Source organism: Cryocola sp. 340MFSha3.1, assembly GCF_000383315.1.
Classification (GTDB): Bacteria; Actinomycetota; Actinomycetes; order Actinomycetales; family Microbacteriaceae; genus Leifsonia.
The window spans coordinates 1,988,382-2,001,141 of sequence record NZ_KB911087.1; the positions used below are offsets into that span (position 1 = coordinate 1,988,382).

At 61.7% G+C, this 12,760-nt stretch carries 7 protein-coding genes and 2 rRNA genes; 1 reads left to right on the forward strand and 8 read right to left on the reverse strand.

Translation table 11 applies throughout. The features are described 5' to 3' along the window. Positions 1-47: 47 nt before the first annotated feature. From H284_RS0109510 to H284_RS0109540, 7 genes are all read right to left on the reverse strand, one after another. Positions 48-3,161, reverse strand: a 23S ribosomal RNA gene (locus H284_RS0109510). Positions 3,162-3,574: 413 nt separating this feature from the next. Continuing rightward, positions 3,575-5,098: ribosomal RNA gene (locus H284_RS20080) — 16S ribosomal RNA — on the reverse strand. The 16S and 23S rRNA genes sit together here, the layout of an rRNA operon. 696 nt (positions 5,099-5,794) lie before the next feature. Continuing rightward, on the reverse strand, positions 5,795-6,868 hold the full coding sequence (gene ccsB, locus H284_RS0109520; RefSeq protein ID WP_020076056.1) for a c-type cytochrome biogenesis protein CcsB: 1,074 nt from the start codon (positions 6,866-6,868) through the stop codon (positions 5,795-5,797). 9 nt (positions 6,869-6,877) lie between these two features. After that, the gene (resB, locus tag H284_RS0109525) at positions 6,878-8,506 is read right to left on the reverse strand and encodes a cytochrome c biogenesis protein ResB (protein WP_018189198.1); all 1,629 of its coding nucleotides are present in this window, start codon (positions 8,504-8,506) and stop codon (positions 6,878-6,880) included. Beyond that, positions 8,490-9,230, reverse strand: a complete 741-nt coding sequence (locus H284_RS0109530; RefSeq protein WP_020076057.1) for a cytochrome c biogenesis CcdA family protein — start codon at positions 9,228-9,230, stop codon at positions 8,490-8,492. Before H284_RS0109530 ends, resB begins: the two co-directional genes overlap by 17 nt. A gap of 1 nt (position 9,231) precedes the next feature. Beyond that, positions 9,232-9,849 carry a TlpA disulfide reductase family protein gene (locus H284_RS0109535; protein ID WP_020076058.1) on the reverse strand — a complete coding sequence of 206 codons (618 nt, stop codon included), beginning with the start codon at positions 9,847-9,849 and terminating at the stop codon, positions 9,232-9,234. Beyond that, complete coding sequence (locus H284_RS0109540) at positions 9,846-10,571, reverse strand: histidine phosphatase family protein (protein ID WP_020076059.1); 726 nt, start codon at positions 10,569-10,571, stop codon at positions 9,846-9,848. The genes H284_RS0109535 and H284_RS0109540 overlap by 4 nt, the downstream gene beginning before the upstream one ends. A 152-nt stretch (positions 10,572-10,723) precedes the next feature. Here H284_RS0109540 and H284_RS0109545 point away from each other — a divergent pair, with 152 nt between their 5' ends. Continuing rightward, the gene (locus tag H284_RS0109545; protein ID WP_029042886.1) at positions 10,724-11,482 is read left to right on the forward strand and encodes a JAB domain-containing protein; all 759 of its coding nucleotides are present in this window, start codon (positions 10,724-10,726) and stop codon (positions 11,480-11,482) included. Here H284_RS0109545 and aspS read toward each other — a convergent pair. Continuing rightward, positions 11,412-12,740, reverse strand: coding sequence for an aspartate--tRNA(Asn) ligase (gene aspS / locus H284_RS0109550; RefSeq protein ID WP_029042887.1), 1,329 nt, complete (start codon positions 12,738-12,740; stop codon positions 11,412-11,414). The two genes, H284_RS0109545 and aspS, sit on opposite strands and share 71 nt — an antisense overlap. Between the last annotated feature and the right edge of the window lie 20 nt (positions 12,741-12,760).

Genomic DNA, 12,760 nt, shown 5'->3' on the forward strand with positions numbered 1-12,760 from the left:
CAATCTTGGCCCCTCATAGCTGCCTTACAACGTTTATGAGAGTGGTGATTATCAAGTTATCGGCTTATTAGTACCGGTCAGCTCCATGGGTCTTTAGTCCCCACTTCCACATCCGGCCTATCAACCCAGTAGTCTAGCTGGGAGCCTCTCGCCCGAAGGCATGGAAATCTCATCTTGAGGCCGGCTTCCCGCTTAGATGCTTTCAGCGGTTATCCATCCCGAACGTAGCTAACCAGCGGTGCTCTTGGCAGAACAACTGGCACACCAGAGGTTCGTCCAACCCGGTCCTCTCGTACTAGGGTCAGATCCTCTCAAATTTCCTACGCGCGCAGCGGATAGGGACCGAACTGTCTCACGACGTTCTAAACCCAGCTCGCGTACCGCTTTAATGGGCGAACAGCCCAACCCTTGGGACCTACTCCAGCCCCAGGATGCGACGAGCCGACATCGAGGTGCCAAACCATGCCGTCGATATGGACTCTTGGGCAAGATCAGCCTGTTATCCCCGAGGTACCTTTTATCCGTTGAGCGACAGCGCTTCCACAAGCCACTGCCGGATCACTAGTCCCGACTTTCGTCCCTGCTCGACTTGTCAGTCTCACAGTCAAGCTCCCTTGTGCACTTACACTCGACACCTGATTGCCAACCAGGTTGAGGGAACCTTTGGGCGCCTCCGTTACTTTTTGGGAGGCAACCGCCCCAGTTAAACTACCCACCAGGCACTGTCCCTGAACCGGATTACGGTTCTAAGTTAGATATCCAGAGTGACCAGAGTGGTATTTCAACATTGACTCCACCGACACTGGCGTGCCGGCTTCAAAGTCTCCCACCTATCCTACACAAGCCACACCGAACACCAATACCAAGCTGTAGTAAAGGTCACGGGGTCTTTCCGTCCTGCTGCGCGTAACGAGCATCTTTACTCGTAGTGCAATTTCGCCGAGTTCGCGGTTGAGACAGCTGGGAAGTCGTTACGCCATTCGTGCAGGTCGGAACTTACCCGACAAGGAATTTCGCTACCTTAGGATGGTTATAGTTACCACCGCCGTTTACTGGGGCTTAAATTCTGAGCTTCGCCGAAGCTAACCCTTCCTCTTAACCTTCCAGCACCGGGCAGGCGTCAGTCCGTATACATCGTCTTGCGACTTGGCACGGACCTGTGTTTTTAGTAAACAGTCGCTTCCCACTGGTCTCTGCGGCCTTCAAACGCTCCAGGAGTAAATCCCTTCACGCCTCAGGCCCCCCTTCTCCCGAAGTTACGGGGGCATTTTGCCGAGTTCCTTAACCACGATTCTCTCGATCTCCTTGGTATTCTCTACCTGACCACCTGAGTCGGTTTGGGGTACGGGCGGCTGGAACCTCGCGTCGATGCTTTTCTTGGCAGCATAGGATCACCCATTTCGTCAATGAAGACTACGCATCGTGCCTGGGCCTATATGAGAGACGGATTTGCCTATCCCTCGGCTTACACACTTACACCGGGACAACCATCGCCCGGCTGGGCTACCTTCCTGCGTCACACCTGTTAATACGCTAGCCGCACCAGCATGGGGTCGAGCGTTAGGCCCGGACCTTCACCCCGAAGGGATCCGTGTCCAGGATTAGGACTCTTAGCACCACTGGATTAGCTTGGGCGGTTCTTCGCCGGTACGGGAATATCAACCCGTTGTCCATCGACTACGCCTGTCGGCCTCGCCTTAGGTCCCGACTTACCCAGGGCGGATTAGCCTGGCCCTGGAACCCTTGGTCTTTCGGAGGACGGGTTTCTCACCCGTCTTTCGCTACTCATGCCTGCATTCTCACTCGTGTGGCGTCCACGGCTGGTTTACACCGCCGCTTCACTCGCCACACGACGCTCTCCTACCCATCAACACGGCTGGACCACGAAGGCCTACCAATAATGTCAATGCCACAACTTCGGTGGCGTGCTTGAGCCCCGTTACATTGTCGGCGCGGAATCACTTGACCAGTGAGCTATTACGCACTCTTTCAAGGGTGGCTGCTTCTAAGCCAACCTCCTGGTTGTCTGTGCAACTCCACATCCTTTCCCACTTAGCACGCGCTTAGGGACCTTAGTTGGTGGTCTGGGTTGTTTCCCTCTCGACGATGAAGCTTATCCCCCACCGTCTCACTGCTGCGCTCTCACTTACCGGCATTCGGAGTTTGGCTGACGTCAGTAACCTTTTGGGGCCCATCGGCCATCCAGTAGCTCTACCTCCGGCAAGAAACACGCAACGCTGCACCTAAATGCATTTCGGAGAGAACCAGCTATCACGAAGTTTGATTGGCCTTTCACCCCTATCCACAGCTCATCCCCTCAGTTTTCAACCTAAGTGGGTTCGGTCCTCCACGACGTCTTACCGTCGCTTCAACCTGGCCATGGATAGATCACTTCGCTTCGGGTCTAGGACATGCGACTGAATCGCCCTATTCAGACTCGCTTTCGCTACGGCTACCCCTCACGGGTTAACCTCGCCACATATCGCTAACTCGCAGGCTCATTCTTCAAAAGGCACGCTGTCACCCCTACAAGGAGGCTCCAACGGTTTGTAAGCAAACGGTTTCAGGTACTATTTCACTCCCCTCCCGGGGTACTTTTCACCTTTCCCTCACGGTACTTGTCCGCTATCGGTCATCTGGGAGTATTTAGGCTTATCAGGTGGTCCTGACAGATTCACACGGGATTTCTCGGGCCCCGTGCTACTTGGGATACTCTTCGCGCCATTGGACCATTTCGGCTACGGGGTTGGCACCCTCTATGACTGGCCTTTCAATACCATTCGCCTATGATCCTTTGTAACGCTTGCAGTTCGGCAGAAGCTGCTGAAAAGTCCCGCAACCCCGACCATGCAACGCCTGCCGGCTATCACACATGATCGGTTTAGCCTCTTCCGGGTTCGCTCGCCACTACTAACGGAATCGCTTTTGCTTTCTCTTCCTGTGGGTACTGAGATGTTTCACTTCCCCACGTTCCCTCTACCCGCCCTATATATTCAGGCGGGAGTCACTGGGTCACCCAAAGGGCCCAGCGGGGTTTCCCCATTCGGAAATCCTCGGATCAAAGTTCGCTTATCAACTCCCCGAGGCTTATCGCAGATTGCTACGTCCTTCTTCGGCTCCAGATGCCAAGGCATCCACCGTTTGCTCTTAGAAACTTGAAATCACATGAGTTTGAATCGATCGGCCCATCCGAAGATGAGCAGATTGACCAATGATCTAATAAATCAGATCATCTTTTGTGATTCGAACCCGAAGGTTCGAATCTAAGATGCTCGCGTCCACTGTGTAGTTCTCAAAGTACGGGCGGTACCTTCTCCGCCGGCCGAGTTATGACCGACAAGAAAAGGTCCAGAGGATTCGGTTCTCATCTTTTCCGATGAGGTCCGGTCCCTCAGGACCCAACAGCGTGCATGTGCGAAGCTTTGCAGTCCGAACCGTTCCTATCCCGAAGGATGTACTGAGTTCGAGCCGATCGGCTCCGCACCAATGTCAATGTTCCACCCATGAGCTAACCGGCTGAGACGTTCGCTCAGATCCGGCGCCTGGACACCCGAGGGTGCCAGTTGCTCCTTAGAAAGGAGGTGATCCAGCCGCACCTTCCGGTACGGCTACCTTGTTACGACTTAGTCCTAATCACCGATCCCACCTTCGACGGCTCCCTCCACAAGGGTTGGGCCACCGGCTTCGGGTGTTACCGACTTTCATGACTTGACGGGCGGTGTGTACAAGGCCCGGGAACGTATTCACCGCAGCGTTGCTGATCTGCGATTACTAGCGACTCCGACTTCATGAGGTCGAGTTGCAGACCTCAATCCGAACTGAGACCGGCTTTTTGGGATTCGCTCCACCTTACGGTATTGCAGCCCTTTGTACCGGCCATTGTAGCATGCGTGAAGCCCAAGACATAAGGGGCATGATGATTTGACGTCATCCCCACCTTCCTCCGAGTTGACCCCGGCAGTCTCCTATGAGTTCCCACCATTACGTGCTGGCAACATAGAACGAGGGTTGCGCTCGTTGCGGGACTTAACCCAACATCTCACGACACGAGCTGACGACAACCATGCACCACCTGTTTACGAGTGTCCAAAGAGTTGACCATTTCTGGCCCGTTCTCGTATATGTCAAGCCTTGGTAAGGTTCTTCGCGTTGCATCGAATTAATCCGCATGCTCCGCCGCTTGTGCGGGCCCCCGTCAATTCCTTTGAGTTTTAGCCTTGCGGCCGTACTCCCCAGGCGGGGCGCTTAATGCGTTAGCTGCGACACGGAAACCGTGGAATGGTCCCCACATCTAGCGCCCAACGTTTACGGCGTGGACTACCAGGGTATCTAATCCTGTTCGCTCCCCACGCTTTCGCTCCTCAGCGTCAGTTACGGCCCAGAGAACTGCCTTCGCCATCGGTGTTCCTCCTGATATCTGCGCATTCCACCGCTACACCAGGAATTCCATTCTCCCCTACCGCACTCTAGTCTGCCCGTACCCACTGCAGGCCCGAGGTTGAGCCTCGGGTTTTCACAGCAGACGCGACAGACCGCCTACGAGCTCTTTACGCCCAATAATTCCGGACAACGCTCGCACCCTACGTATTACCGCGGCTGCTGGCACGTAGTTAGCCGGTGCTTTTTCTGCAGGTACCGTCACTTTCGCTTCTTCCCTACTAAAAGAGGTTTACAACCCGAAGGCCGTCATCCCTCACGCGGCGTTGCTGCATCAGGCTTGCGCCCATTGTGCAATATTCCCCACTGCTGCCTCCCGTAGGAGTCTGGGCCGTGTCTCAGTCCCAGTGTGGCCGGTCACCCTCTCAGGCCGGCTACCCGTCGTAGGCTTGGTGGGCCGTTACCTCACCAACTACCTGATAGGCCGCGAGTCCATCCTTGACCGAAATTCTTTCCACGTACAGGAGATGCCTCCGTACGTCATATCCGGTATTAGCTTCCGTTTCCGGAGGTTATCCCAGAGTCAAGGGCAGGTTACTCACGTGTTACTCACCCGTTCGCCACTAATTCCCCAGAGCAAGCTCCGGGTTCATCGTTCGACTTGCATGTGTTAAGCACGCCGCCAGCGTTCGTCCTGAGCCAGGATCAAACTCTCCGTAAAATGTTTAGCTCCACGATCGCAAGCGACCGGGAAACATAGTGCAGGCTTGGACAGGAAATATGTCCGCGCACTGCGAGTTTGTCTTGACTAGTTTCGAATATCTACTGACATTCTGTTTCTAATCCAAAGGAATCTCGCATCGACCACTAGACTAGGTCTAGGCAGTCAATGCCGAGGTTGTTTGGCATTTGACATTGTGCACGCTGTTGAGTTCTCAAGGATCGGACGCTCTCGCCTTCCAGCCTGTCGGCTTTCTCTGCGAGGCAACTTCTCTACCTTACCACTCTCAGTCAGTTTGTCAAGTCGGCGTTTCGTGTTCCTCGTTGGCCCGATATGTGGTGGGCACAACCGATCACACGATCCGAACCGGTTAGACCTGCTCAGTGAGTGGGTGTTAATCCTAAGCGCAGCAACCGAACTAATTCAAGTTCAGGTTTGCCGCTAGGCTAAGGATTTGGTCCCGCTTGAGGCCGGGGAGCTCTTCCGCTCTCCCGCACCTTTGGGGTGACAAGTAAGTACTTTACGCAGGCCTCCGTAGACGTGCAAATTCCGGCCGCAGCCCGGGCGTGTCGCGCTTGACATCCCCGGAATTCCGCGGATCTGCCCGGCCGCGTCTCTATCAAGGCCCGAAACGGGAGAACCCCCTCGAAGCCGAAGCTCCGAGGGGGTTCTGTCCGTGCGGCGGGATCTCCGGGCTCACAGTCCCGAGTACGCGTGCAGTCCGTGGAAGAACACGTTCACGATCCCGAAGTTGAAGAGCACGGCCGCGAAGCCGATGATCGCGAGCCATGCGGACCGCGAGCCGCGCCATCCACGAGTTGCGCGCGCGTGGATGTAGCCGGCGTAGATCACCCAGATGATGAACGTCCACACTTCCTTGGTGTCCCAACCCCAATACCGACCCCACGCCTTCTCGGCCCAGATGGCACCGGCGATGAGCGTGAAGGTCCAGGCGATGAAGCCGACGATGTTGATCCGGTACGCCAGGTTCTCGAGAGCGACCGAGCTCGGAAGAGTGGCCAGGAAGCGGAACTGCTGCGGGCGCGACTCGGCGACTTGCCGTTCCCGGCGGTACTGCAGCAACTGCAACCCCGACAGCGCGAACCCGAGCGCGAAGAACGCCGTACCCAAGACAGCCACGATGATGTGGATGACGAGCCAGTACGACTGGAGCGCCGGCTGCAACGGGACGACGGGTACGTAGTACCGCAGCAATGCGATCCCCTGCAGCACCAGCACCAACCCGAGCACGAACGTTCCGACGTACTTGATCTGCCACTTGAGGTTGGCCACCAGGAACACTCCGATGATGACGAGTGTCCCCGTCATCGAGAACTCCCACATGTTGGCCCACGGCACGCGAGCGGCGGCGATGCCCCTCAGCACGACCGCGACCAGGTGGAACGCGAAGCCGATGATCGTGAGCGCGAACGCCCACCTCATCGAAACCGAGTTCGCCGACCCGTTCACCAGGTCGTCCTCGACCCGGCTGCTGATCCGCGACGACAGACGGCCGAGCGCGGAGGACGGCTCCGGCGGCGCATCGCTCGCTCCGCCGCCGCCACCGATCACGGTCGTCGTGGGGGCCCCCCCCGGGGCGGCCACCTCAGCTCGGCGCGCCACCGCGCTCGGAACAACGGCGGCCTCGACCGCTGTCGCTCGTGCCCCACGGCGCGCGAGATCGAGCGCGAAGGCGATGAACGCCGCCGCGTAGAGTCCCATCGCCGCGTACAAGAACACGGTCGACAGCTGAGCGAGTGTCTCGGTCACAATGCAAGCCTAAGTCTTCGGGGAGCCGGCCAGGGCTCGGGAGTGCTGATCGGCGACCGCGGTCACGGCCGCCAGGAGGTTGGGGTCCTCGCCGCGCGCGAGCCCGGCGTACTCGAGCGTCAGGGAACCGTCCGGGTTCTCCACCGCCTTCACCCAGAGCCGGCGCCGGGGTACGAACAGCGACGTGAGCAGCCCGGCGAGGATGAGGATCGCGAACACCAGCACCCAGATCTGGGCCGGATCATGGTGCACCTCCAGGGTCGCGAACCGCTTGACGCCGTCGAGGGAGATCGTGCCGAGCCCGTTCGGCAGCTCCACCGTCTGTCCCGGCTTCAGCTGCAGGGCCTTCGTCTTGGTCGGCGGCCCGGCGAGCTGCTCGAGAGTGTCGGTGTTGAGGCTGTAGACGGACTGCGGGACGCCGTCATCGACGCCGAGATCGCCCGCGTAGACGTTCAGGCTCAAGACGGGATCGTTCAGACCGGGGAACTTCGACGCCAACGCGCCTCCGCCGGTCGAACTCTCCGTGACGGTCGGGTAGAAGAACCCGATCATCCCCACCTGCTGCTTCAAGCCGTCCGGCACCTTCACGAAACCGAGCGACGTCAGGTTGGGGTCCGCCTGCGGGATGAACGGGACCGAGTCGTTGAACACCACCTTGCCCGCCGGGTCCTTCACCGTGATCGTCGGTGCGTATCCGTTGCCCAGGAGGTACACGTTCGTCCCGCCGATCGCGAGCGGCTCGTTCACCTTGATCGTGGTGTCGGAGGACGCATCCCCGGGTCCCGTCGTCTTCACATGCGCGGTGTAGTCGAGCGGCGTGCCGATCGCATCCCGGTTCTTGGTCTCGTACGCCACATCCAGCTTGTCGACGGCGATCGAGAACGGGACCAGCGAAGCGTCGTTGAAGAACCGGCCCGGGTTGAACGAGTTGTACGACGGCAGGCTGTTCACGAAGCTCTGTCCCTCGACCACGATCTTCTGGCCGGTGTAACCGAAGCCGCCGCCCACGCCGATCGCCAGCAGCACACCGAGCAGGGCGATGTGGAAGACCAGGTTGCCCGTCTCGCGCAGATAGCCGCGCTCCGCCGAGACCGACGTCGACCGCGCGTCCTGATACAGGGCGACCCGATAGCGATTCGCCTTCAGCACATCGCGTGCGGTGAGGATCGGATCTGGCGCATCCGGGCGGAGCGCGGCGGGCAGGATGCGCGCCTGGAAGCCCGACATGCGCGTCAGGCGCACCGGCGTCCGCGGCGGCTTCGCGCGCATCGCCTCGAAGTGGTGGCGCGTGCGCGGGATGATGCAGCCGATCAGGGAGGCGAACAGCAGCAGGTAGATCGCCGAGAACCACACGGACGTGTAGACGTCGAAGAACTGCAGCTTGTCGAGCACGGGAGCGAGAGACGGGTTCTCGCTGAAGTACTTGGTGACGCCGTTGGGGTCGGAGCTCCGCTGCGGGACGAGGGACCCGGGCACGGCCGCGATCGCCAGGAGAAGCAGCAGGAACAACGCCGTGCGCATGCTTGTGAGCTGCCGCCAGAACCAGCGGATCCACCCGATCGGTCCCAGCTTCGGCTGGACGACCTCCGGGTCCTCCCGCTGGGGAGGCGCGTCGATGTGATCAGAGGGCCGGCTCAAAACCTTGGATCACCGCCAAGAACTGGGACATGAGCTCGCTCCAGAGACCGGTGACCATCAGGACCCCGATGGCCACGAGCAGGACGCCGCCGATGATGTTGATGACACGGATGTGCCGCTTGATGAACGCCACGGAACCCGCCACCCAGTCGAAGCCGAGAGCTACGAGGAGGAACGGGATGCCGAGGCCGATGCAGTAGAACAGCCCGAGCAGAGCGCCTCGCCACGGCGAACCGCTTCCGACGCTCAATGCGCTGATGGCGGCGAGCGTCGGTCCGATGCACGGCGTCCATCCCAGTCCGAAGACGATTCCGAGAAGTGGGGCGCCGATCAGCCCGGTCGCCGGACGCCACGACGGCTTGATGGTCCGCTGCAGGAAGGAGAACTGGCCGATGAACACCAGCCCCATGACGATGACGAGGGCTCCGAGCACGCGGACGACGACATCCTGCCAGCGCACAAGCCAGTAGCCGAGCGCACCGAACGCAGCTCCGTAGGCGACGAACACGATGGCGAACCCCAGGACGAACAGCGCAACACCGGTCAGCACGCGAGACCGGTCGCGCTTCGCGCCTGGATCGCTCATCCCGCCGACATAGGCCAGATATCCCGGGACCAGCGGGAGGACGCACGGGGACGCGAACGAGACCAGCCCCGCGAGGAGGGCGATCGGCAGCGCCAGCAGGAGCTGACCGCTGAAGACGATCTGACCGACGTCGCCCACGTCAGTTCTCGGCCACGGCGTCGGAGATGAGCGAGTCGAGGATGCTCTTGTCGGGGATCGCTCCGAGGATGCGCGCGGCGACGCGACCCTTCTTGTCGACGACCAGCGTCGTCGGGGTGGCCTTCGGCGGGACGGTCTTGCTGAACGCGAGGAGGACGGAGCCGGTGTCGCGGTCGAGCACGGACGGGTACGTGACGCCCTTCTCCTTCTCGAAGCTCTCCGCCGTCTGCGCCGAGTCGTACAGGTTGACGCCGAGGAAGCCGACGCCTTGCGCCTTGTACTTGTTGCTCAGCGATTCGAGATCAGGGGCCTCGACCCGGCACGGCGGGCAGCCGGCGTACCAGAAGTTCACGACGAGGACCTTGCCCGCGTAGTCCGCCGAGGACACCGTGCTGCCGTCCTGCAGTTTGCCGGTGAAGGAGACCGCGTCACCACGGTTGCCCGCGGCGAACTCGCTGACCGTGCCATCCCCGGCGATGTAGTTCTGGCCGTTGCCGGAGCGGTACTGGTTCGCGAGGCTGTCGTTGGCTGTGCAGCCGGAGAGCGCGAGCGCGGTCGCCGCAGCGAGGGCGGCGGCGGGCAGCAGGACGCGCGAGCGGAGACGGGACACGGTGCTCACACCGCCCCCACATCGGTGGCGGCGGCTTGGAGGCTTGCGGCGGGTTCGACGTAGCCGACCTCGACGAGACGCTGCGCTTCGGGGGTCCGGCCCGGGTGGATGGGGTTCTCGGTCGTGGTTTCGGCGCCGGCTGCGGATGTCGTGGTCGTGCTCGGCGACTCGGCGGTCACCCGTTCGAACGTCGTGATGCTCGACAAGGCGCAGCGGCGCTTGCGCGGATCGTGCGGGTAGCGCTCGCCGGCGACGGAGAGGTGAGCGACCCAGATCGGCAGCTGGTGGCTGACCAGGACGACGTCGCCCGACTCGACCGAATCGAAGGCGTCGTGAATGGCGGCGAGCATCCGACGCTCGATGCTCGTGTAGGCCTCGCCCCAGCTCGGGCGAAGCGGGTTGACGAGATAGGGCCAGTACTTGGGGTTGCGGACCGCGCGCTTCATGCGCGTTCCCTCGAAGCGGTTGGTCGGCTCGATGATCTGCTCGTCGATGATCGGATCGAGGCCGAAGGCTGCAGCCACGGGAGCCGCGGACTCCCGGGTGCGCTGGAGCGGCGAGACGCGGAGTGCGCTGATCGGACGGGACCGCTCGCGCAGGTCGTCGGCCGCGGCCTGGGCCATGCGGTGGCCGAGTTTGGAGAGGCCGAATCCCGGCAGCCTGCCGTACAGGATGCCGTCGGGATTGAACACCTCGCCATGACGGACGAGGTGAACCTGGCTCGCTACCACCGCTCCAGTCTACGGAGGGGGTTCCCTTGAATTCACTGAGCGCCCGCGGGGCTCGCGTGACAGGAACCGTCCACAGGCTGAGAGGACTCGCACTTCTCCACAGATTCCCGGCGTCGCGTCCGGTTCGCGGGCCGTCTTCGTAGCGTCGACTCATGGCCGACGAAGAAGAGGAAGTGGCTCTTGCGAACATCCCGAACCATGACCGCCCCCGTGAGCGGATGCGGCGACTGGGCGTCGGGGCCCTCACCGACGACGAGGTGCTCGCCCTGGTGCTGGGGTCCGGACAGACAGGACGCAGCGTTCTGGCGCTTGCTCGATCCGTGCTCCGCAGGACCGGCGGATTCCCGGGGCTGGCGACGATGGACTTCGCCCGGCTCGAACGTTTGCCGGGTGTCGGCCCGGCTACGGCCGGCCGGCTTGTCGCGATCATCGAGATCTGGCGCCGGGCCGGAGCGTCATCTGCCTGGACCAGGCTCACCGACCACAAGGCGGTCGCCGACGTCGTCCGCCCCGAACTCCTCCACCGCGACTCGGAGCGCTTCGTGGTGGTCGTCGCCGATCGTGCGTCGCGTCCGCTCGAGCTGGTGCTCCTACAGGACGGCGGTGTGGATGAGACCAGTGTCCAACCTGCGGACGTGCTTCAGGCGGTCCTCACGCGCGGCGGTCGATCATTCGCGGTCGCGCACAACCATCCGTCCGGCGTGCTCGACGCCTCCGTCGCAGACCTCATGCTCACCCGGCGACTCGATCAATCCGCCGCGACGCTCGGCCTGCGTTTCCTGGGCCACGTCCTGGTGGCGGGCGACAGCTGGACGGCTCTGCCCACCGCCGGCTCCGGCGCTACGGCGTCAGGCGGGTCGGCCCACGGAAGAGGTAGGTCGTCTCGCGCAGGTTCGAGAGGTGCAGCATGAGCATCAGCACGCGCGCCAGGCCCATGCCGAAACCGCCGTGCGGCGGGATGCCGTACCGGAAGAACGCCAGGACGTCCTCGAGCTCCTCGACCGAGAGGCCCTTCTCGACGGCCTGCTTCTCGAGGATGTCGACGCGGTGCTCGCGCTGAGCTCCGGTCGAGATCTCGACGCCGTTGAAGATCAGGTCGTAGCTGCGCGTGATCGACGGGTCCTCCGGATGACGCATGTGATAGTACGGGCGGATGCTCGCGGCGTAGTCCGTCAGGAAGACGAACTCATGTCCGTAGGTCTCCTTGACGTACGCGGAGATCTGGCGCTCGCCCTCCGGGTCCATGTCGTCGTCCTCGCGCTGCACCTCGTAGCCGCGCTCGGCGACGATGCGCTTCGCCTCAGCGAGCGGGATGCGCGGGAACGGCGTCGACGGGACGGTGACCTCGACGCCGAAGAGACGCTCGATCTCCTCGCCGTGCTTCTCCTTGACCGCAGTGAAACCGGCGACCAGGAGGTCCTCGTGCACCTTCATGACGTCTTCGTGGCTGTCGATCCAGCTGATCTCCGTGTCGACGCTCGTGAACTCGGTCGCGTGACGGCTGGTGAAGCTGGGGTCGGCGCGGAACGCCGGCCCGATCTCGAAGACGCGTCCGAATCCGGCCGCCTGTGCCATCTGCTTGAAGATCTGAGGGCTCTGAGCCAGATAAGCCGTGGTCTCGAAGTACGGCAGTTCGAACAGCTCGGCGCGCGACTCGGAAGCCGAGGCCATCAGCTTGGGCGTGTGGATCTCGACGAATCCGTTCTCCACCCAGTACTGGCGGAGCGCGTGCTCGAACGTGGTCTGCACGCGGAAGATGAGGTTGTGGCGCGGGTCGCGCAGGTCGAGGAAACGCCAGTCCATGCGCTTGTCGATGCCGCTGTCGGCGGCGATCGGCGTCTCAGGGATGGCGGCCGTCTCCACCTCGAGAGAGGTCAGCTTGATCTCGATGCCCCCGAGCTTGACGCGCTCGTCGTGCTTCAGCTCTCCGGTGGCTCGAACGAAGCTGCCCTGCGAGAGGCCGGAGATGGTGGTGGCAGGCTCGTCCGCAATCACTGCGCCGTCGTCGCCGACGGTCCGCGGGTTGACCAGCTGGACGGCCCCCGACTCGTCGCGCAGAACGACGAACTGCACCTTCTTCTGGTCGCGGACGGTCTCGACCCATCCGGCGACGCTCACGGGGCCGTCGGGAAGAGCGGCCAGGTCCTTGATCAAAACGCGTGCAGTCACGAGCCCCAAGCCTACCGGTG

Bases quoted from the DNA above. Each gene is read 5' to 3' on its own strand.
- H284_RS0109545 (WP_029042886.1), top strand. From the start codon at position 10,724: ATGGCCGACGAAGAAGAGGAAGTGGCTCTTGCGAACATCCCGAACCAT.